Source organism: Pseudomonas sp. GV105, from assembly GCF_003058185.1.
Classification (GTDB): Bacteria; Pseudomonadota; Gammaproteobacteria; order Pseudomonadales; family Pseudomonadaceae; genus Aquipseudomonas; species Aquipseudomonas veronii.
This window is the reverse complement of the sequence record NZ_QBUF01000001.1, coordinates 73,921-95,179: the sequence shown is the minus strand read 5'-3', so window position 1 is coordinate 95,179 and position 21,259 is coordinate 73,921. Positions and strand designations below refer to the sequence as shown.

At 61.9% G+C, this 21,259-nt stretch carries 20 protein-coding genes; 10 read left to right on the top strand and 10 right to left on the bottom strand.

Annotation, left to right across the window (positions count from 1 at the left end; translation table 11 throughout):
• Position 1 precedes the first annotated feature (1 nt).
• The 6 genes from hpaE (at position 2) to hpaI (ending at position 5,857) form a co-directional block, all read left to right on the top strand.
• On the top strand, positions 2 to 1,462 hold the full coding sequence (hpaE, locus tag C8K66_RS00420; protein ID WP_108524003.1) for a 5-carboxymethyl-2-hydroxymuconate semialdehyde dehydrogenase: 1,461 nt from the start codon (positions 2 to 4) through the stop codon (positions 1,460 to 1,462).
• 79 nt (positions 1,463 to 1,541) lie between these two features.
• Complete coding sequence (gene hpaD / locus C8K66_RS00415) at positions 1,542 to 2,399, top strand: 3,4-dihydroxyphenylacetate 2,3-dioxygenase (RefSeq protein WP_108524002.1); 858 nt, start codon at positions 1,542 to 1,544, stop codon at positions 2,397 to 2,399.
• Between the two features lie 78 nt (positions 2,400 to 2,477).
• Positions 2,478 to 2,870, top strand: a complete 393-nt coding sequence (locus C8K66_RS00410; RefSeq protein WP_108524001.1) for a 5-carboxymethyl-2-hydroxymuconate Delta-isomerase — start codon at positions 2,478 to 2,480, stop codon at positions 2,868 to 2,870.
• 48 nt (positions 2,871 to 2,918) lie between these two features.
• A complete protein-coding gene (locus C8K66_RS00405; RefSeq protein ID WP_108524000.1) occupies positions 2,919 to 4,223 on the top strand; it encodes an MFS transporter in 1,305 nt (434 codons plus the stop codon).
• 12 nt (positions 4,224 to 4,235) lie between these two features.
• Complete coding sequence (gene hpaH / locus C8K66_RS00400; protein ID WP_108523999.1) at positions 4,236 to 5,039, top strand: 2-oxo-hept-4-ene-1,7-dioate hydratase; 804 nt, start codon at positions 4,236 to 4,238, stop codon at positions 5,037 to 5,039.
• 17 nt (positions 5,040 to 5,056) lie between these two features.
• Entirely contained in the window at positions 5,057 to 5,857 is an 801-nt protein-coding gene (gene hpaI, locus C8K66_RS00395) for a 4-hydroxy-2-oxoheptanedioate aldolase (RefSeq protein ID WP_108523998.1), read from the top strand.
• A 53-nt stretch (positions 5,858 to 5,910) separates the two neighbouring features.
• On the opposite strand, the gene hpaR is transcribed toward hpaI, so the two are convergent.
• Both hpaR and C8K66_RS30840 read right to left on the bottom strand, forming a co-directional pair.
• On the bottom strand, positions 5,911 to 6,333 hold the full coding sequence (gene hpaR, locus C8K66_RS00390; protein ID WP_108523997.1) for a homoprotocatechuate degradation operon regulator HpaR: 423 nt from the start codon (positions 6,331 to 6,333) through the stop codon (positions 5,911 to 5,913).
• 60 nt (positions 6,334 to 6,393) lie between these two features.
• Complete coding sequence (locus C8K66_RS30840) at positions 6,394 to 6,531, bottom strand: hypothetical protein (RefSeq protein WP_158276035.1); 138 nt, start codon at positions 6,529 to 6,531, stop codon at positions 6,394 to 6,396.
• Here C8K66_RS30840 and C8K66_RS00385 point away from each other — a divergent pair.
• Both C8K66_RS00385 and C8K66_RS00380 read left to right on the top strand, forming a co-directional pair.
• Positions 6,530 to 7,828 carry an FAD-binding oxidoreductase gene (locus tag C8K66_RS00385; protein ID WP_108523996.1) on the top strand — a complete coding sequence of 433 codons (1,299 nt, stop codon included), beginning with the start codon at positions 6,530 to 6,532 and terminating at the stop codon, positions 7,826 to 7,828. The genes C8K66_RS30840 and C8K66_RS00385 overlap by 2 nt on opposite strands.
• 24 nt (positions 7,829 to 7,852) lie before the next feature.
• Complete coding sequence (locus C8K66_RS00380) at positions 7,853 to 8,218, top strand: cupin domain-containing protein (protein WP_108523995.1); 366 nt, start codon at positions 7,853 to 7,855, stop codon at positions 8,216 to 8,218.
• A gap of 56 nt (positions 8,219 to 8,274) precedes the next feature.
• Here C8K66_RS00380 and feaR (C8K66_RS00375) read toward each other — a convergent pair whose 3' ends face one another.
• From feaR (C8K66_RS00375) to C8K66_RS00365, 3 genes are all read right to left on the bottom strand, one after another.
• On the bottom strand, positions 8,275 to 9,237 hold the full coding sequence (feaR, locus tag C8K66_RS00375) for a transcriptional regulator FeaR (RefSeq protein ID WP_108524255.1): 963 nt from the start codon (positions 9,235 to 9,237) through the stop codon (positions 8,275 to 8,277).
• 118 nt (positions 9,238 to 9,355) lie between these two features.
• Positions 9,356 to 9,928, bottom strand: coding sequence for a DUF3156 family protein (locus C8K66_RS00370; RefSeq protein WP_108523994.1), 573 nt, complete (start codon positions 9,926 to 9,928; stop codon positions 9,356 to 9,358).
• The gene (locus C8K66_RS00365) at positions 9,909 to 11,408 is read right to left on the bottom strand and encodes an APC family permease (protein ID WP_108523993.1); all 1,500 of its coding nucleotides are present in this window, start codon (positions 11,406 to 11,408) and stop codon (positions 9,909 to 9,911) included. Before C8K66_RS00365 ends, C8K66_RS00370 begins: the two co-directional genes overlap by 20 nt.
• Before the next feature lie 216 nt (positions 11,409 to 11,624).
• Here C8K66_RS00365 and C8K66_RS00355 point away from each other — a divergent pair, with 216 nt between their 5' ends.
• Positions 11,625 to 12,953, top strand: a complete 1,329-nt coding sequence (locus tag C8K66_RS00355) for an alginate export family protein (protein WP_108523992.1) — start codon at positions 11,625 to 11,627, stop codon at positions 12,951 to 12,953.
• Between the two features lie 44 nt (positions 12,954 to 12,997).
• On the opposite strand, the gene C8K66_RS00350 is transcribed toward C8K66_RS00355, so the two are convergent.
• Entirely contained in the window at positions 12,998 to 13,942 is a 945-nt protein-coding gene (locus tag C8K66_RS00350) for a p-hydroxyphenylacetate 3-hydroxylase reductase component (protein ID WP_108523991.1), read from the bottom strand.
• Positions 13,943 to 14,007: 65 nt separating this feature from the next.
• On the bottom strand, positions 14,008 to 15,177 hold the full coding sequence (locus tag C8K66_RS00345; RefSeq protein ID WP_108523990.1) for a p-hydroxyphenylacetate 3-hydroxylase oxygenase component: 1,170 nt from the start codon (positions 15,175 to 15,177) through the stop codon (positions 14,008 to 14,010).
• 272 nt (positions 15,178 to 15,449) lie between these two features.
• Between C8K66_RS00345 and C8K66_RS00340 the strand changes: the two genes are divergently transcribed.
• Positions 15,450 to 16,937 carry an aldehyde dehydrogenase family protein gene (locus C8K66_RS00340; protein ID WP_108523989.1) on the top strand — a complete coding sequence of 496 codons (1,488 nt, stop codon included), beginning with the start codon at positions 15,450 to 15,452 and terminating at the stop codon, positions 16,935 to 16,937.
• Between the two features lie 44 nt (positions 16,938 to 16,981).
• Here the strand turns inward: C8K66_RS00340 and C8K66_RS00335 are convergent, their stop codons facing one another.
• From C8K66_RS00335 to feaR (C8K66_RS00325), 3 genes are all read right to left on the bottom strand, one after another.
• Positions 16,982 to 17,836, bottom strand: coding sequence for a transporter (locus tag C8K66_RS00335; RefSeq protein WP_108523988.1), 855 nt, complete (start codon positions 17,834 to 17,836; stop codon positions 16,982 to 16,984).
• Positions 17,837 to 17,923: 87 nt separating this feature from the next.
• On the bottom strand, positions 17,924 to 20,038 hold the full coding sequence (locus tag C8K66_RS00330; protein WP_108523987.1) for a PQQ-dependent dehydrogenase, methanol/ethanol family: 2,115 nt from the start codon (positions 20,036 to 20,038) through the stop codon (positions 17,924 to 17,926).
• Positions 20,039 to 20,168: 130 nt separating this feature from the next.
• The gene (feaR, locus tag C8K66_RS00325) at positions 20,169 to 21,110 is read right to left on the bottom strand and encodes a transcriptional regulator FeaR (protein WP_108523986.1); all 942 of its coding nucleotides are present in this window, start codon (positions 21,108 to 21,110) and stop codon (positions 20,169 to 20,171) included.
• Positions 21,111 to 21,259: the final 149 nt, after the last annotated feature.

Sequence of the window (21,259 nt, the reverse complement as noted above, 5' to 3'; positions counted from 1 at the left end):
CATGATCAAACACTGGATCAACGGCCGTGAGGTCGAAAGCAAAGACACCTTCATCAACTACAACCCGGCCACCGGCGAAGCCATCGGTGAAGTTGCCAGCGGCGGCGCCGAAGAAGTCGCGCAAGCGGTTGCAGCGGCCAAGGAAGCCTTTCCGAAGTGGGCAGGCACACCGGCCAAGGAACGAGCCCGCTTGATGCGCAAGCTCGGTGAGCTGATCGAACACAACGTGCCCCGCCTGGCCGAACTGGAAACCCTCGACACCGGCCTGCCGATCCACCAGACCAAGAACGTGTTGATTCCACGGGCCTCGCACAACTTCGATTTCTTCGCCGAAGTCTGCACCCGCATGGACGGCCACACCTACCCGGTGGACGACCAGATGCTCAACTACACCCTGTACCAACCGGTGGGCGTCTGCGCGTTGGTATCGCCGTGGAACGTGCCGTTCATGACGGCCACCTGGAAGACCGCGCCATGCCTGGCACTGGGCAACACCGCCGTGCTGAAAATGTCCGAGCTGTCGCCGCTGACCGCCAATGAACTCGGGCGCCTGGCCGTCGAGGCCGGCATTCCCAAAGGCGTGTTGAACGTGATCCAGGGCTACGGCGCCACCGCCGGTGATGCGCTGGTGCGCCACCCGGACGTGCGTGCGATTTCGTTCACCGGCGGCACCGCCACCGGCAAGAAAATCATGCAGACCGCCGGGCTGAAAAAGTACTCCATGGAGCTGGGCGGCAAGTCGCCGGTACTGATCTTCGAGGATGCCGACCTGGAACGCGCCCTCGACGCCGCGCTGTTCACCATCTTTTCGCTCAACGGTGAACGCTGCACCGCCGGCAGCCGGGTGTTCATTCAGGAGAGTGTCTACCCGCAGTTCGTCGCCGAGTTTGCCGCCCGCGCCAAACGCCTGATCGTCGGCGACCCGCAAGACCTGAAAACCCAGGTCGGCTCGATGATCACCCAGGCGCACTACGACAAGGTCACCGGCTACATCAAGATTGGTATAGAAGAAGGCGCCACCCTGCTCGCCGGCGGCCTGGAACGTCCGGCCAACCTGCCGGCGCACTTGAGTCGCGGGCAGTTTATCCAGCCCACGGTGTTTGCCGATGTGAACAACACGATGCGCATCGCCCAGGAAGAAATCTTCGGCCCGGTGGTGTGCCTGATCCCGTTCAAGGATGAAGCCGAAGCGCTGCAACTGGCCAACGATACCGAGTACGGCCTGGCGTCCTATATCTGGACCCAGGACATCGGCAAGGCGCATCGCCTGGCCTACGGCATCGAAGCCGGCATGGTGTTCATCAACAGCCAGAACGTGCGCGACTTGCGTCAGCCGTTCGGTGGGGTGAAAGGCTCAGGTACCGGACGCGAAGGCGGCCAGTACAGCTTTGAAGTGTTCGCCGAAATCAAAAACGTGTGTATCTCCATGGGCAGTCATCACATTCCGCGCTGGGGCGTGTGAGTCAGGCCGCTGGCGAGGGCCCTTGCGCCCTCGCCACACAATGCTTCCAAGACAAAAACAATTATTCAGGAGAATCATCATGGGCGAAGTCGTCCTGGCTGCAAAGATCTGCCACGTACCCTCGATGTACCTGTCGGAACTGCCCGGCAAGCACCATGGTTGTCGCGAAGCCGCCATTGCCGGGCACAAGGAAATCGGGCGTCGCGCCCGCGAGCTGGGCGCCGACACAGTGGTGGTTTTCGACGTGCATTGGCTGGTCAACAGCGGCTACCACGTCAACTGCGGTGAGCATTTCAAGGGCACCTATACCAGCAATGAGTTGCCGCACTTCATCAAGAACATGGAGTACGACTACCCCGGTTGCCCGGAACTGGGGGAACTGATCGCGGCTGAAGCCAACCTGGCCGATGTACGCACGATGGCTCACAACATCCCGAGCCTGGAGCTGGAATACGGCACCCTAGTGCCGATGCGCTACATGCACATGGGCGTGCCGGACGAGCAAAAATTCGACGTGATCTCGATTGCCGCCTGGTGCGCCTGGCACCGCCTCGAAGACAGCTTCACGTTTGGCGCCGCCGTGCGCCGGGCGATCGAGAAGAGCGACCGCAAAGTCCTGGTGCTGGCCTCGGGCTCCCTCTCCCACCGTTTCTCCGACGACCGCGAAGCCGAAGCCAACATCCACAACTGGACCCGTGAATTCGACAAGCAGATGGACATGCATGTGGTGGACATGTGGAAGCAAGGCCGCTTCAAGGAGTTCTGCGCAATGCTGCCGGACTACGCCGAGCACTGCTTCGGCGAAGGCAAGATGCACGACACCGCGATGCTCCTCGGCCTGCTGGGCGGCCCGGACTACAACAAACCGGCCGAGATCATCACCGCACCGTTCGGCAGCTCCGGCACCGGCCAGATCAACGCCATTTTCCCCCTCTGACCCAGGGCGAAGACACCCTGTGGGGCCGACAGCGCCCACAGGACACATCCGCGTCACCGATCAAGGGAGGAGACACCCATGCCGCACTTCATTGCTGAATACACCGACAACATCGAGCAGCAGGCCGACTTGCCCGCGCTGTTCGAGAAGGTCCACACCGTGCTGGGCGACAGCGGTGTGTTCCCCCTGGGCGGCATCCGCAGCCGCGGCGTGCGCCTGGACACCTGGCGCATGGCCGACGGCAAGCACGATTACGCGTTCGTCCACATGACCCTCAAGGTCGGCCATGGACGCGACCTGGACACGCGCAAAACCGTCGCCCAACGCCTGTTCAACGTGATCACCGAACACTTCGCCGAACTGCAATCGCAGCGTCTGCTGGCGCTGTCGTTCGAGATGATCGAGCTGCACCCCGAACTCAACTTCAAGCAAAACAACGTGCATGCCTTCTTGAAAAACCAGGCGAGCTGAACACTGCCCGCCTTCCGCCAACGGCCACTCAAAAAAAAGTACAACATCATGAGCACAGCCAATACCGCCGACAGCACCACCCTGCTCGAACACCAGCGTACCCATAGCGTCGTTACCTGGCGCCTGATGCCCTTGCTGCTGATCTGTTATCTGTTTGCCCACCTGGACCGCATCAACATCGGCTTCGCCAAGATGCAGATGAGTACCGACCTGCACTTCAGCGACACCGTTTACGGCTTCGGGGCCGGACTGTTTTTCATCGCCTACGCGCTGTTCGGCGTACCGAGCAACATCGCCCTCGACCGTGTTGGGCCACGGCGCTGGATCGCCTGCCTGATGGTGGTCTGGGGCGTGCTGTCCGCTAGCATGTTGTGGATCGAAAGCTCCACCGGTTTCTACGTGCTGCGCTTTTTGCTGGGGGTGGCCGAAGCCGGCTTCTTTCCGGGGATCCTGGTGTTTCTCAACCGCTGGTACCCGGCCCGTCGCCGCGCGCAAGTCACCGCGCTGTTTGCCATTGCGGTGCCGATGGCCGGCGTGATCGGCGGGCCGTTGTCCGGCGCGATCCTGGAACACTTCCATGACTTTGGCGGCCTGCGCGGCTGGCAGTGGATGTTCCTGATCGAAGGCGCCCCGGTGATCCTGCTGGGCCTAGTGGTGCTCAAATGCCTGCCGGACAGCTACGAGACGGTGAACTGGCTCAGCGCGCTGCAGAAACAGCAACTGCGTACACAACTAAGCAGTGAGGAGCAGCGCAAATCCATCACCTCGTTCGGCGGCATCCTGCGTGACCCGCAGGTCTGGCTGCTGGTGGCGATCTATTTCGCGGTGATGCTCGCGGTCAACACCCTGGCGTTTTGGATGCCCACCCTGATCCACGGCGCCGGCATCGGCCGTGACAGTCAGGTCGGCCTGCTCAGTGCGGTGCCTTACCTGGCCGGATGTTTCTTCATGATCGGTTGCGGGCGCTCATCCGATCGCAACCGTGAGCGACGCTGGCACTTGTGCGTGCCGCTGCTGATGTCCGCCGTCGGTATCGCGGTGGCCGGGCTGTCGCCCACCAACCCGACCCTGGTGTTGTGCGGCCTGGTGATCGCCGGCATGGGGGCCAGCGCCGCGCTGCCGATGTTCTGGCAACTGCCTCCGGCCTTCCTGTCCAACAGCACCCAGGCGGCCGGCATTGCCCTGATCAGCTCGTTCGGCAGTATCGCCTCGTTCCTCGCGCCCTACCTGATCGGCTGGATGCGTGACACCACCCAAAGCGCCAGCCTGGCCTTGTATGTGCTGGCGCTGTTTATCGCCCTTGGCGGCTTTTTGGTCCTGCGTACCCCGGCGGCCATCGTCAACCCACAGTAAGAGAACTTCGTCATGCTCGATCAACAGCAGATTCTGCAAGCCGCCGCACACCTGGACCGAGCCGAGCGCTCACGCGAACAGGTCCGGCAATTCTCGCTGGACTACCCGGCGATCACCATTGACGACGCCTACGCGATCCAACGCGCCTGGGTCGCACAGAAAATCAAGGACGGGCGCAAGCTGGTCGGGCACAAGATCGGCCTGACCTCGCGTGCCATGCAGGTGTCGTCGAACATCAGCGAACCGGACTACGGCGCGTTGCTCGATGACATGTTCTTCGACGAAGGCACCGACATTCCGTTTGAGCGCTTCATCGTGCCACGGGTCGAGGTGGAGCTGGCGTTCATCCTGGGCAAACCGCTGAAGGGGCCGAACTGCACGATTTTCGACGTGCTCGACGCCACGGAGTGGGTCATCCCGGCGTTGGAAATCATCGACGCGCGCATCCAACAGATCGACCCGCAGACCCACGCCACCCGTAAGGTGTTCGACACCATCTCCGATAACGCCGCCAACGCGGGCGTGGTCATGGGTGGGCGGGCCGTGCGGCCGACCGAAATCGACCTGCGCAAAGTGCCTGCCGTGTTGTACCGCAACGGGGTGATCGAAGAGTCCGGCGTGTCGGCCGCCGTGCTCAACCACCCGGCCAAAGGCGTGGCCTGGCTGGCGAACAAACTGGCGCCCTACGACGTGACGTTGCAGCCCGGGCAGATCATCCTCGGCGGCTCCTTCACCCGCCCGGTGGCGGCCAATCCCGGCGACACCTTCCACGTCGACTACGACATGCTGGGCTCGATCTCCTGCCGCTTTGTCTGACCCTGGAGGACCGTTCCATGGATATGCCCATCAACCGCTTCAAGCAGCGCCTGTGCCGCGGCGAGACGCAGATCGGCCTGTGGCTCGGCCTGGCCGATGCCTACTGCACCGAGCTGGCGGCCAATGCCGGGTTTGACTGGCTGCTGATCGACGGCGAACACGCGCCCAATGACCTGTGCGGGATGCTCGGCCAGTTGCAAGCCATCGCGCCCTATGCGAGCCAAGCGATCATTCGTCCGGTGGTCGGCGATAGCGCACTGATCAAGCAATTGCTGGATATCGGCGCGCAAACGCTGCTGGTGCCGATGGTCGAAAGCGCACAGCAGGCGCGGGAACTGGTGCGCGCGATGCATTATCCGCCCCAGGGCATTCGCGGCGTCGGCAGCGCCCTCGCCCGTGCGTCGCGCTGGAACAGCATTGCCGGCTACCTGGATCAGGCCGACGCACAGATGTGCCTGCTGGTACAAATCGAGAACCTCGAAGGCCTGGCCAATCTGGAGGCGATTGCGCAGGTTGAAGGCGTCGACGGAGTGTTCATTGGCCCGGCGGATTTGAGTGCTTCGATGGGCTACCGCGGTAACCCAGGGCATCCTGCCGTGCAGGCGGCGATCGAAGACGCGATTGCGCGAGTTCGCCAGGCCGGCAAGGCAGCGGGGATTCTCAGCGCAGACCAGGCCCTGGCCAGGCGCTATATCGAATTGGGCGCCGCGTTTGTCGCCGTCGGGGTCGATACGACCGTGCTGATGCGCGGCCTGCAAAGCCTCGCGGCAACGTTCAAGGACGGCGTCGCGCCACTCAGGCCCGGCTGTGTGTACTAACCCCCTGCACGCAGCACCACCAGCCCATTCGCCTGTTCGCGATGGGCTGGCACTCAGCGCTTGATAGCCTTCAACTCATCCAACAGCCCCAGCAGCGTCTGCAGCTTCTCTTCGCCGAACTGCGCCTGCAACTTCTGGTAGTTCTCCTCCATGCACTGGCTCATGGAGTCGAAGCTGGCCTTGCCCTTATCCGCCAGGGTCACTAGTACGCGCCGCTGGTCCTGCTCAGCCTTGCGCCGATGCACCAGGCCGGCAGTCTCCATGCGCACCAGCACGCCGGTCATACTCGGTTTGAGAATGCAGGCCAATTCGGCCAGTTGATAGATTTCCAGCTCATCGTGCTGGCTGAGAATGCGGATAACCCGCCATTGCTGCTCGGTCAGGCCGTGCTCATTGAGCGAGGGGCGGAAAAAACTCATGGCCGCTTCGCGGGCCTGCAACAGGGTCAATGTAAGGGATTGTCGGAGTTTACGCATGGGTCTGGGCATCACAACTCAGTTAGTTAATATTTTAACGAAACTCTACCACTGTCCTCTTCACTGCGCGCTATAACTTGCGGCAGCGGCCAGGTCGCTGGCGCGCAGGATCAAAGCGGCGGCACACAGAATCAAGACAAGTGCGACGCCATGGCCCTTAATAAACACCATCACATCGTCACTTTCAGGCTGCGCCATGATCACTATCGAAACACCCACCTATTACACGGCCACCAAGAAATACAACCTCAGTTTCCCGTGCCTCGAACAGGACATAGACGCCGACGTGGTGATCATCGGCGGCGGCTTTTCCGGCATCAACACAGCCCTTGAACTGGCGGAAAAAGGCATCACCAACATCGTCGTGCTGGAAGCGCGCTACCTGGGTTTTGGCGGCACCGGACGCAACGGCGGGCAGATCATGGCCGGGATCGGCCACGACCTGGAAAAGATCAAAAAGGAAGTGGGCGAGGACGGACTGCGCCGGATCTTCGAGATCAGCGACCTGGGGGCCGGCATCATCAAGGACCGCATCGCCAAGTACGATATCGATGCCGACTTCTGCCACGGCTATGGCTACATGGGCTTCAACGCGCGTCAGGCCAAGACCCTGCAGGCCTGGGAAAAAGACTTCCAGTCGATCGGTACTGCCCACGAAATTCGTTTTCTCGGCGGCTCGGACGTCAAGCAAATCATTGGTTCCAATGCCTACAGCAGCGCCTTGCTGCACATGGGCGGCGGTCACGTTCACTCACTGAACCTGCTGCTCGGCGAAGCCAAGGCCCTGGCGGGGCACGGCGTGCGGATTTTCGAGAATAGCCCGGCCCTGGAAGTCAGCTATGGCGAACGCATCAGCGTGCGTACCGGGCGCGGCTCGGTCAGGGCCAGCAAGCTGCTGTGGGCCTGTGACAGCTTCCTCAACAAACTGGAGCCCGAGCTGCACCGATCGACCATCAATACCTATGCGTTCCAGATGATGACCGAGCCGTTGCCGGAACAGTTGATCCAGCGGATCAGCCCGATTCGCGGGGCCTACAGCGATATACGCCCGGTGATCGACTACTACCGTGTCACCAACGAAAACCGCCTGCTGTTCGGCGCTGCCACACCGCTGGTGGAGCATATCCCCCGCGACCTGAAAGCCTGGAACCGCCACCTGATGCTGAAGATTTTCCCGTACCTCAAGGACGTGAAGATCGACCTGGCCTGGGGCGGCCCGATGGCGTGCAGCCCGAACCTATTCCCCCAGGTCGGCACCCTGCCCGGCCGTAGCAACGCTTTCTATGTGCAAGGTTATTCCGGCTTCGGCGTGACCCCCAGCCACATCATTTGCAAGGTGCTGGCCGAAGGCATGAGCGAAGGTTCGGCGCGCTACGACCTGCTCAGTTCGATCCGCCGCCCGACCATCCTCGGCAAAGACGCGATCCGCCCGCTGTTGCTGACCGCCGGCAAGTCCTGGCACCAACTGTCGGGCTATTGGAACGGTCGCCGCTAATTTTTCCCATCAGGAGTACCTGCCATGACCCTCACCCCCCTCAAACACGACATCCAGCTCTCGGAACTCGACGCCTGGGGCACCGTGACCGACCTCGGCTCGCAGTTGCTCGAAGGCGATGGCAAAGCCTTCGGCAAGATGACCTTCGGCACGCCGACGGACCCGGTCAGCAGCGCCTATTTCGGTACCACCCAGGGCAAGTTCCGCATGGTCTACCCGTTTACCGAACAAGCCACGGTGGTCACCGGCGAAGTGCTGCTGACCGACGAAACCAGCGGCCAACAGACACATTTCAAGGCCGGCGACAGCTGGTTCGTGACCAAAGGCACCGCAGTGCTGTGGGAAATCGTCAGCCCCAGCTTCGTCAAACACTACTTCGCCGTCGCGTAATGACCTCGGCTGCCGGCGCTCGCCGGCAGCTTCTTCGCTTCATCTTCGTTGAACGCTCACACCCCCTGCGCCACCTGCTGCACGTGGCTGGAGCGAAACTCCTTGGGCGAGACCTCGAACTGCTTCTTGAACGAGCGGCTGAAGTGCGCTGAATCGGTGAAGCCCCACTTGTAGGCAATCGCGGTGATCGACTCGCCGCGCAGGAGCGGATTGGCGAGGTCATCGGCACTGCGCTTGAGCCTCGCCCGCTGGATGTAGCGGCATACACTGTCGTCCTGCGCTTCAAACAGCCGGTACAAATGCCGCACCGAGATATTCAGGCGATTGGCCAGGCCCAGCGGGCTCAATCCCGGCTGGCTGAGCGACTCATCAATGACTTTTTGCACATAACTGCGCAGATTGACGCCCGGCAGCGCCGCGCAGTCGTCGGTCGCCTCCTCCCGCTGCGCAAAGGCCGAGCCGAGCAGCGAGACCAACGCCGACTGCAACGCCAGGCCCTCCGCCACCGCCGCGTCGCCATCCAGAGCATCCGTGCACAATTGATCCATCAACACATGCAGCATGCGTCCGCAGGCTTTGCTTGAAGAAATTTTGCCGAAGGTACGTGGCCGGGTGCCGAGTTGTTTGCACACTTCATGACGAGACAGACACAGGGAGGCGTGCTCGATCAACCCGAACGGGGTGATCTCGATGGAACCTACCGAGTCCATCAGCAACAGTTCGCCGGGGCCCAGCCGAATGGCCTGACCGTCCTGGGCAATCTGGCTGTAGCCACTGCGTTGGCTGACCAGGAAACACTGCTGGTCGTCATCGTGGTCGGTGCGGGCGTTGGGGCGCTTGATCAGGCCGGCGTTGGTGCGCAGGTTGGCCAGGGGCAGCCCGCCACGGGAACAGGTCGAGATGTCACCGATAAACAGCGAGCGATTGAACGCCAGTTCTGTGTGGAAGTGCCCACAGATCGAGCGCAGATCGCGGGTCCAACTGTCGAGCCCATCTTGTCCAACCGCTTGCATGCTCATGGTTGTGTCCACCTTGGTTTTTTTGTTGTTGTCGGGCAATAGTTAACATGTTATCTAAGTACCCGCAACACATCCGTCTCAACCAAAGCGATTGCACTAATGGTGCCAAAACCCGTGATCAGAGTGCCGCCAGCAGGCGCTGGAAATGGAGCAAGGTCACCAGCAACCCGCTGCGTTGATCGGGGCTCAGCGGGATATAGCGGCGAAACGCGGGCATGCGGTTAATCACCTCGCTACCGCCCATATGCTCCAGGCGCACACACCACTGGCGGGCCTGCAGATCGATGCGCAGACGCTTGAAATCCAGCGGCATCAACGCTTGGAGCAACTCCCCATGGGGCTGCAACAACGCCAGCAGCGCCGGGTCGCCGCTGCGTTGCCGGCAACGAATACCGGTGCGCCAAATGGCTCCGGTGTGGTGCAGTTCAAAACTTGCGGTGCCCTCTCGCGAAGCAGGCAGACGCAGCACGAACTCAGTCATCACCAGGTGCATCAGCAACTGCGACTCGGCGCGTTCGACTATCTCCACGCGCAAGCGACCATCGAGCAGAACCGCCTCGGCCGTGGTCGGAGCGGTGCACTGAAACTGCACCAGGTCAAGGTTACGGCGCAGGTGTTCCAGGGTCACTCCAGGGCGATAACCAGCCGGCGTGCGCCGGGCACTGAACAGCTCAAACAGGCTTCGCAGCATGGCGCTGATACTCGGTGTGAGGCTGGCTCGGTGCATGGGCGAATTCGTTGGCCAACACCGCTTCCACTGACGCCGGCTTGAACGGATTGACCTTCTGCACCACCAAAGTCCAGAACAACGCATACGCCGCCGTGCCGGCCAGCATCACGCTAAACGGAATGTAGATGTCCGCCGGGTTCATCCCCGGCGGCGTGATAAACCAGATGCCCAGCAGGATGCCGATACTGGACAGGATCTGCGGCAACGGAAACCATGGCGAACGATAGGCGCGCGGCAGGTCCGGGCGGCGGATGCGCAGGCTCACCACCGAGATTGTCACCAACAGGTAGGCGAAACTCCAGGCACACACCGCCGCCAGCACCAGGTGCATGATGTTGTCGGTGTTGCCACCCAGGTACAGCGCGTGCAGGCACGGAATCAGCATCGCCACCAGGATGCACAGCAGCGGGGTCTTGAAACGCGGGTGCAGGTAGGTGAAGACCTTGGGCAACGCGCCATCGACCGCCATCCCGTAGAGGATGCGCGGCACCCCCGCCATCAAGGTGTTGATGGTCGCGGCTCCGGCAAACAGGAAGCCGATCCCCAGCCACAGCGGGCCGATGCTGCCCATCACCTGTTCGGCGAATTTCGGAATCGCCATCGGTGTATCCAGCAGGTGTACGCCACTGCCGGCATCGAGCAGCACGTTTTCCACCTGACGCTTCATCGCCGCGCCGTAGATGAACATGCAACTGGCGACGCCGAGCAGCCCCAGCATCATGGCCTTGGGCATGACCTTGGCCGAGTTGCGCAAGTCCGGTGCCAACGGCGTGACGAATTCGCAACCGACGAACATGAACATGGCCATGCCCACCAGCGACAGGATGGTGATCAGGTCGGTGCCCACCAGTGATGCGCCGAACCAGCCCTCCAGTTGCACCGCTGGTGCCGCGATCAGCCCCAGTACGCCGAACACCGTCAAGGTGGTCCACATGCCGAAGGTGAGGATGATCTCGGCCTTGCCGAATGCGCTGACGCCAAAAGCATTGAGGATGCCGAACACAATTACGAAACCCACCCCCAGCAACCACGAACCGCCTGCCGACTCCGCCAGGGTATTGAGGTGTTCGAAGTTCACCAGCGCCATGACCCCGGAGAGGATGGTTTCCGCCGTACCGGCAAAGACATGCACGATCAGGTAGGCCGACAAGGTGCCGGTGATGGCGAAGAACCGGCCCATGCCGCAATTGATGTAGTCGTAGACCGAGCCGGTGGTGGGCAGGATCGCGGCCGCCTCGGCAAAGGTGGTCGCCTGGGCCAGCATCATCACCACCGCGATCAGCATGGCCACCGCAAAGGCACTGCCGCCGATGCCGAAGCCCATCGTCGCGGTGAGGATCACCGGGCTGGCCATGATCAGGCCAATGGTGCTGGCGAGCGCCGTGGGAAAGCCCACCGTGCCCTGTTTCAAATGTGCGCTAAGCCGGTCGTTGATCAACATGGTGCAGCCCCTCAAGCAGCGGATTTTTAGACGTTGAGCCACTGTGCGCCCTGCCTCGATTGAGCGTCTTGCCCCTGGCTGCCTTGGGTTTTGTTGCTCCCTGCCACCGCCGGCCGGCTGGCGGCCTGGGTCAATTGCCTGGCACGCAGATGAAAGACGCCGTCCGGCCCCGCTCGCCTTAATGCGCCTCCACTCATCCAGTTGGGGACACTGACCATGGAGCACACACACAACACGCGCCGACTGTACCAGGCCGTCGGCATGGGCCTTGCGCTGTTGATCGGCGAATCGTCGGTCCAGGCCTTCGAGCTGTATGCAGACGACGACACGCGACTAAGCGGCAACTTCCTGGCCGTCTACGGGATGTTCAACAGTCGCAAGAACTACGACGGCACCCCGGGCGGTTCCACCTGGCGCGAAGGTTTCATCAAGTATGGCGTCAGCCTGGACCAGCGCTTGGGCGGCCTGGGCAGCGTCTACGGCACGGCCAACCAGGTCAGTTCCGGCACCTGGGGCGATGGCGATGCCTCCGGCGTGACCACGGGCAGCGAACGCACCAGCAAATTTGACGAAGCCTTCGCCGGCTGGCGTTCTGGCGAACTATTCCCGGTGTTGGGCACGGACGGCATGGACCTGTCCTTCGGGCGCCAGGTGATCATGCTCGGGGATGGTTTCATCATCAACGATGACGGCACCAACCTCGGCAAGGGCGTGGCAGACGGCGAATTCAATCGGGGCGGCGCCTACTACCTCGCGGCCCGCCATGCCTTCGATCAAACCGCGCTGCTGCGCCTGGGCGGCAAGGAGGGCGTGCATGGCAGCCTGATGTGGATACAGTCGGACAATCGCGCCCAGGCCAACACCGAAATGGCCGCCGGCACCCTGGAATACAGCGCCGCCCCGGGCACCCTGGGGTTGACCTATATCCACGGCATCAGCGTCGACGAGCGCTACGCCAATGACCTGCAAAAACAACGGGCCGGCATGAACCTCTATAGCCTGCGCGGCGCCGGGAATGCCGGCATCGAAAACGCGCACTTCGCCGCCGAATATGCCTGGCAGGACACGCACATCGGTGCGCAAAACGCCTGGTACAGCGAGGCCGGCTACACCTTCGCCAGCCTGCCGTGGTCGCCGGACCTGACCTATCGCTACACACGCTATTCGAAAAACTGGGACGCGATGTTCTCGGGCTTCAATCGCGGCTTCGGCACCTGGGTGCAGGGCGAAGTCGCCGGCAATTACGCGGGGCCATTCAATACCAACGCGGTGATCCAACATGTCGCGCTCAAGGTCAAGCCGGCCCAAGCCGTGACCCTTGGCGCCTTGTTCTTCGATTACCAGACCGTCAGCACGCACGGCATGCCAAACCTGAACGGCCGCGAGCTTGACCTGTACGCCGAATGGGCGGTGAACGAGCACCTGATCGTCACCCCGCTACTGGGCCTGTACAAACCCGAGCGGGACCAGCACAACGATGGCAACCAAGTAGGAGGGAATGGCACCAACGTGTACAGCCAACTGACAGTGGCGGTGCCGTTTTGATCGAATCAGGAGCCGCCTTGCGCCGCTCCTGAGCCTTTTCGGGGCTAGCCGGCGTGGCTAATCAGTTGCTTCAACACGGTTTTGAAGGTGTCGATCTGCTCCGCGCTGAATGCACTGAACACCTTATCCTGCTGCTCCTGGGCAATCGACCAGAGGTCTTCAGCCTGTTCGAGGCCAGCGGCGGTCAGGCGCACACGGCCGTCATGGTCACTGACCAGCGCCTTGCGCTTGAGGTTGGCCACGGCTTCGTCGATCTCGCGCACCGGCATTGCAACCTCACGCAGCAATTCAGGCGTGCTCAGGCCAGCATCACTTTCCAGCACCATCAGCATGCGCGCTTCACTGGTGCGCAAGCCCGTGGACAATTGCCGAGGCTGGTAGCCGGATTGATAAGCCCGCACGGCCTGGGTCATCAGGTAATACAGGTTGTGGCTGAGACGCCCTTGAAAATGACTGCTGGGCGGCTGGCTGTCGTCGCGCCGGGTCATGCGTGAGTGTGGCAGGACCATCGAATAGGCGCCCTGGTGATACAGCAACGGCGAGCGGCCGAAATCGTCGAACGCTACCACCTTGCCGATCATGATCCAGTGATCGCCACCGTCGACTTGCTGGTATTTTTCGCAGTGAAAACGCGCCGAGCAGTCGGCGAATACCGGTGATCCGCCCTCGCCCGGTTCAAACTCGATTTCGGCGAAGCGGTCTTCCTTGGGTCGCGCGAAATTATTCGATAGGTCGATCTGGTCGGCGGCCAGCACGTTGACCGCAAAGTGGCTGGCCTGCTCGAACACCTCGTGGCTGTTGGAACGTTTGTCGATGCTCCACAGCACCAGCGGTGGGTCCAGGGACACCGAGTTGAAACTGTTGGCCGTCACGCCGACCTTGCGCCCGCTGGCGTCGGCGGCGGTCACCACGGTGACGCCGGTGGCAAAATTACCCAGGGCGCGGCGGAAGGCGCGTGGGTCGAAGGGGGTTGGGCTGTTATCGGACATGCAAGACTCCCGGACTGCTTGCACAAGCAGTCCTGATTATTGTTATGGGGCGTGGGGCGAGCGACTCAGATCATGCTGGGATCGGGTTCGAGGCCCATCAACTCGCGGCCAAGGATCTGCGCGCAGACGTCGTAATCGGTGTACGCGTGGGCGCCGGTCATGTGCGAGTCACGGAACAGGCGCTGCAGTTCGTTGTGCTCGAACCAGGCATTACCACCGGCAGCTTCGAACAGACGGTCGACGGCCTGGATGCACATCTTGGTCGCATAGGCCTGGTTGGTGCGCCAGAACGCCAGGGTTTCGCGGGTCGGATAGCGATGCTGCTCGCTGTGCTCGGCATGCTCCTGCCAGGTCTTCTCGAGAAAGGCCCGGGCGGCGGCCACCTGGTGCGTCGACTCGGCCAGGCGCATCAACGCCGGCGTCGCCGCGCCCACGGCCGCCCCGGTGTAGGCCCGCACGCGGGTTTTGGTCTTCTCGCGGAAGACGTCGAGCATGCGCTCGGCGACCCCCAGGCTTACGGTGGAAAACCCACTGGCGAAGTACGGACGGTACGGCGAGTAGAAAATCTTGCTGTCCGGGTACAGACCGAAGCCTGCGGACTTGCCTTCCATCATGTCCTTGGCTTTCTGGATGCGGTGTTCCGGCACAAGCACGTTATCGATGATCAAGGTCTTGGTGCCGCTGCCTTTCATGCCGGCGGCAAACCAGTCATCGCGAATCTCATAGTCGCTGCGCGGCAGCACCGCGAAGCAATAGTCCTGGGTGCCTTCGGCGTTCTTGCGCCGGAAGCCGACAATCGCCCACTCGGCATGATCACAGCCGCTGCTCCAGCCCATCTCGCCACTGAACAACACGCCACCGTGAACCTCTTCGGTGCGGCCAAACGGCGCGATACTGCTGCTGGCGGTGGCGTCGGGATTATCGCCCCAGACTTCCTGCTGCAACTGGGCGCAAAACATCGCCAATTGATGACTGTGGGTGCACAGCAGGCTCATCGCCCAGGCCGTGCTGGCGCAGGCGCCGGCGAGCACGGCGATGCAATCGGCAAATTGCGGGAGGGAGAGTTCCATGCCGCCGAACTTCCTGGGCTGAAAAGCACGGTGCAGGCCGATGCTTTTGAGCAGCGCAATGTTTTCGTCGGGGACCTTGCGGTCTTGCTCCGCCTGGAACGCATTGGCGGCAATGGTCGGCAGAATGGACTTGAGGTCTTCGAGGAGCGGGTTTGGCTTTTTCATGGACGGCCCTGCTTATTATTGGATGTCCGGCTGCCGTCCATTATTGAGGAGCGGCACCGGCTGCAGGCCCAGTATGGGGTGAGCGGCACGCTGCGAAAATGTACCTTCCAGATGCAAAATTGTACTTTCCATGGATATTGATCCTGCCCGTCAGCCGCAATAGACGCGGCGTTGGCAGACACAGACATGGCGCCGGGCAGTCACAGTCAAGCCGCCGTGACAGCCCTTGCTTAACCTCAGGGTTTTCTCTTGTTCACCACCAGGAAAACCCCATGACCGACATCACCCTGTTGCCCCAAGTCGAAGCGTTTTTGCGTCGAAGCCATGCCCTGTTTATCCACGGCGGTTACGTGCAGAGTCAGTCCGGCCAGACCCTCGAAGTGATCAACCCCGCCACCGACCACGTGATTGCCCACGTCGCCGATGCAAACGCGGCCGACGTCGATGCGGCGGTGGAATCCGCCCGCCGTGGCTTCCAGCACTGGTCCCAGGTCGCCCCGGCAGTGCGCGGCAACGTGCTGCTCAAACTCGCCGACCTGCTGGAACAACACCGCGAGGAACTGGCTCAGATCGAGACGTGCCAATCGGGCAAGATCATCCAGATTTCCCGCGCTTTCGAAGTGGACCAGGCCGCGCACTTTCTGCGCTACTACGCCGGCTGGGCGACCAAGATCAGCGGCCAGACCATCACGCCGTCCCTGCCCTCCTTCGCCGGCGAACGCTACACCGCGTTCACCCTGCGCGAACCGGTGGGCGTGGTGGTGGGCATCGTGCCGTGGAATTTCTCGACCATGATCGCCATCTGGAAACTCGCCTCGGCGCTGGTCACCGGCTGCAGCATCATCATCAAGCCCAGTGAGTTCACCCCGCTGACGATCCTGCGGGTCGCCGAGCTGGCGGTCGACGCAGGCCTGCCCGCCGGCGTCCTGAACGTGTTGACCGGCGGCGGCCCGGTGGGTCAGGCGCTGATCGAGCATCCCGGCACCGATAAGGTCTCGTTCACCGGCTCGGTGCCGACCGGCATCGCCGTAGGCCGCGCGGCCACGGGCGCCGGGCTGACCCGCGCGACCCTGGAACTGGGCGGGAAAAACTCGGCGGGGTTCCTGCGTGATGTCGACCTCGACAAGGCGGTCAACGGCATCATCGAAGCGGGCTTCCTGCACTCGGGGCAGATCTGCGCCGCCGCTGAACGTTTTTTCGCCCATCGCTCGCAGATCGAGCCGATCATGAGCCGCCTGGCCGAGCGTCTGGGCAAACTGAACATCGGTTCGCCGCTGGATGAGCGCACCGAATTCGGCCCGGTCACCCACCGCCAGCACCAATTGAAGCTCGAAGGTTTTTTTGCCAAGGCGCGTGCCGAAAACAACACGATTATCCACGGCGGCCGGTGCATCGATCGCCCTGGGTGTTATGTCGAACCCACAGTGATCCTCGCCAACAGCATCAACGACAGCTTGCTCAACGAGGAAACCTTCGGCCCGATCGCCACGTTCTTGCCCTATGACAGCGAAGACGAGCTGCTGGAGCTGATGAACAACACACCGTATGGCCTCAGCGCCAGCCTCTGGACCAACGACCTGAGCAAAGCCCTGCGAATGGTGCCCGCCATCCACGCCGGCACGGTGTGGGTGAACATGCACACGCTGCTCGACCCGGCGGTGCCGTTTGGCGGGGTTAAATCATCGGGCATCGGTCGGGAATTCGGGTCAGCGTTTATCGAGGATTACACCGAACTCAAATCGGTGATGATTCGCTATTGATCCAGCGCCGGCATGGACCGTGTCCATGCCGGACAGCCGTTGATTCAGTAGAAGTACGCCAGGCGAAACTGCAGCGAATTATCAATCTTCACGCCCTCACGCACCGACGTGTCATGCATCAACTGCCCCATGACCTGCACCTGTTTGCCCAGCATGGTCGCAACGGTAAAACCGAGCGTGCCATTGCTGCGGCTGGTGGCCAGGGTTTCATGGTCGAGTGTCTCGCGCGCGCCCCAGTTGTGACGATAAGAGATCGCGGCGTAAGTGTCGGGGGTGAAGTTGTAGCGCAGGTGGTTGTGCAGTTGCAGCAACGGGTCTTTTTTGGCATCGGTGGAGCGCTGTTCGTCGTAAAACTCGGTTTCGGCGATCACGTCCCAGGTGATTTTATCGGTAAGGCCCTTGATGTAACCGACCTGAAAGTCCAGCGCCCAGCGATTGCTGCTCAAGGCAAAGCCTTGGTTCTTCTCGCTGCCGGTCGGCGCGGTGACAAACACCGACCAGCCCAGGTGTTCGTTTTTGGCCAGGTCAGCGATGGTCCACACCGTCCCACCGAAGGTGATATCACCCAGACCCGAGTTCTTGCTGTCGGTGGCGCCGGTCTTCTGGTAGCCGAAGGGGATGACGATTTGCGGGTCCCAGGTCAGCCCGGTGTTGAAGAACTCGGTGAAGTGGATCAGACGCAACACCCCGACGGTCATGTCGAGGTCGAGGTTGTCGGCGACTTTCTTGCCGCCCGAGTACACCTTATCCCCGCGTGGGTTCTGCTGGTACAACACCACCACATCGGTGCCTTTGGGCAGCGCGGTGTAGTCGCCCGGATCAGGTTTTACATCGGCCTGGGCCAAAGGGGCCAGGCCGGCGAAGAGTGCGCTGAGGGTCAGAGTGCTAAGTGTTTTCATGGCGTGTCCCGTTATTTTTATTGGAGGCAGAGCTTCGCCATGACGACGCCGTGGGGCGTCGTCATGCATGGGTGAAACGGTAGGGAGTCAGGGGGTGTCGACGTGCCCGGCGGCCTTGAGGTCGGCCTGCAGATCCTGGTTGCGCTTGACCAGGTATTGACGGATCAATTCCATGTCGTCGCGCTGGAGAATGTCGGAGAAATTCGGCATGCCCTTGGTGATCAGCGCTCCGCTGACAAAGGCCGGGAACGCCGCGTGTTTGTCGTCACTCAGGTAGCGCAGGTCCGGCACCACGCCGCCGCTGATGGCATTGAGGCCGTGACAACCGGCGCACAGGCCATTGAACAGACCGCGCGCCTGTACCAGTTGCTCAGGGGTTGCCGTGAGTGTCTGGTGGGTGGTCGGTAGCACTGGCGCGACTTTGGGCGGCGGCAGTTCGCCGTGGGCGCCGAGCTTGAAGGCAATCACCCGCGACTCGGCGCGCACCTTGCCCTTGTTGGTCAACGGCCCGGTCAGCAGCGGAATGATCCCGCCCCAACCCACTGAGAACGCCACGTATTGCTCGCCATTGACGGTGTAGGTGACGGGCCCGGCCATGACCCCGGAGTTGGCCCGATGCTCCCATAGCTGCTCGCCGGTGTCGGCGCGATAGGCGACCACGCGCCCGTCGGCGGTGCCCTGGAACACCAGATTGCCCGCCGTGGCCAGCGTGCCGCCGTTGCCGGCGCTGATGTATGGCTGTTTCCAGGCCGCTTTCTGTTGGACCGGGTCCCAGGCGATCAGCTCACCACTCCAGGCGTCACGGATTTTATTGAGGATTTTCGGGTCTTCAGGCAAGTCCGGCACATCCAGCCCGAAGTTCACCACCGACTTGTTCGCCAGGAACATCGGCGCCTTGGCCGCCTTCAACTCGGCCAAGGTGTACTGGGCCGGAATATAGACGTAGCCGGTCTTCGGGCTGAAGGACATGGGGTGCCAGTTGTGCCCGCCGAGAAAGCTCGGCTGCACCACTTTCGGCTCCTTGGAATAGTCGGCCGCGCCGGTCAGGATCGGGCGGCCGGTTTTCATGTCGATGCCGCTGGCCCAGTTCACCGGCACGAAATTCTTCGCCGAGAGCAACTGGCCGTTGGTGCGGTCGAGGACGTAGAAGAAGCCATTCTTCGGCGCCTGCATGATCACCTTGCGCACCTTGCCGTCCACCTTGATGTCGGCGAGGATCATGTGTTGGGTCGCGGTGAAATCCCACTGGTCTTGCGGCGTGATCTGGTAATGCCAGACGTATTCACCGGTGTCTGGCCGCAGCGCCAGGATCGACGACACGTAGAGGTTGTCGCCCTTGCCATTGGTGCGGAACTGATAGTTCCAGGGCGAGCCGTTGCCCGTGCCCACATACAGGAGATCCAGTTGCGGGTCGTAGGCCATGGAGTCCCAGACGGTGCCGCCGCCACCCCATTTGACCCAGCCGTCGCCGTCCCAGGTTTTCATCGCCTTGGCCATCGCCGCATTTTCCGGCGGCAGTTTCGGGTCGCCTGGCACGGTATAGAAACGCCACACCTGTTTGCCGGTCTCGGCATCGTAAGCCGTCACGTAACCGCGCACGCCGAATTCAGCGCCGCCGTTGCCGATCAGCACCTTGCCTTTGACGACGCGCGGGGCGCCCGTGATCGAATAGCTCTTGGTACGATCGATGATCGTGTCGACGCTCCAGACCGGCTGACCACTGGCCGCATCGAGGGCAATCAAGCGTCCGTCAAAACTGCCCACGTAGACCTTGCCCTGCCAGACCGCCACGCCCCGGTTTACCGGCCCGCAGCAGCCTTGGCTGAGGTTTTCGGGCGGCACCTTCGGGTCGTATTTCCAGAGCAACTCGCCGGTAGCGGCATTGATCGCATAGACAATGCTGAAGGCCCCGGTGGTGTACATCACCCCATCGACCACCAGCGGCGTGGCTTCGGTGCCGCTGTCGATATCCAGTTTCGTCGTCCAGGCCATGCCCAACTGGCCGACGTTGCTCGCATTGACGCTGTCCAACGGGCTGTAGCGCTGCTCGTCGTAGGTGCGGCCGTGGCTCATCCAGTTGCCCGGCTCCTGGTCAGCGGCGATGATGCGCCGACCATCGACCTGAGCCGGACCGGCCAACACCACCGAGCACAACGCGGCCATCAGTAAAGGGCTGCCTATCAGCAAGCTCCGTGTTTTCATTTTTATTTTTCTCCAGCAATAAGCGGCTCGGTATCAACCCCAGCCCAGGCCACCTTATTAGAGTGCCTGCCACGCCCTGCGACTTGACTGAGTCTGCCAAACCGCTTGGCATTCCCTGCCAGGGCTGCACTTAGGAGGCGTGTTGGCGAAAGTCCCGAGGGGCGTACTGGAAATGGCGCTTGAAGGCCCGGCTGAAATGCGCGGCGTCGACAAACCCCCATTTGAAGGCGATTTGCGTAATCGACTCATGCCGCAGGTCTTGGGCGCGCAGGTCCTGGGCTACCCGCTCCAAGCGACGTTGCTGGATGTAGCGCGCAATACTCTCGTGACGCTGCTCAAACAGCCGATAGAGCTGGCGCACCGAGACGTTCAAGCGTCGGGCCAAATATTCAGGGCCCAGTTCAGTCTCTTGCAACGAGGCTTCGACCAGCCGCGTGGCCAACCCGTAGATATCATCATGGCCCACGCAGGCGAAACCGGGCTGGCCCTCGGCACGCTCGTCCAGACCGGCGGCGGCCAAGCCGATCAGCGCTTGCTCCAAGGCCGGGCCATCGCTTTGGCCGCCATAGCCCTCACTCAACTCCACGTCAGCCAGCGAGCGCACCAAGGTGCGAATCATATGAGTGGCCACACTGTTGCGCGCCAGCTTGCCAAACAGCGCTTGCTGGCTCAGTTGCAGGCTGACTTCCTGGCGTGACAAATGAATCGAGATGTTTTGCACCAAGCCTTGAGGTTCGATCTCGAAGGCCTGCGCCGAGTCCACCAGGGCGATGTCTTCAGGCCCCAGTTCGAGCACCCGGTGATTTTGGCGAATGCGCTGATGGCCGCTGCTCTGGAGGATCAGAAAGCAGTGTCGATCGTCGGCGCCATCGCCGTGAGTGCGGTGGCGGCTGATCAACCCTGCGTTGGTGCGGATATGCGCCACTTCGAGGCCACAGACATCCTGGCCGTGGACGCTGCCGATAAACAGACGGTGCTGATCGGACATCGTCGTGCTGAAGTTACCGCACACCGCACGCAAGTCGCGGTTCCAGTTGGCGAACTCAGCGCCAGCGTGAAATAAGGCAGGCATACCCCCTCCACCGATTATTTTTAGTTATACCGTTAACATATTATCTATCTTGCTCAGGCGCAAGCGACTCGCCCCCCAGTTTTTCTCGAAACGCTTGCGAAGCTGCACGCATACCTAGGGCCAGTGCCAGGCCTAATGGATGATTGCTG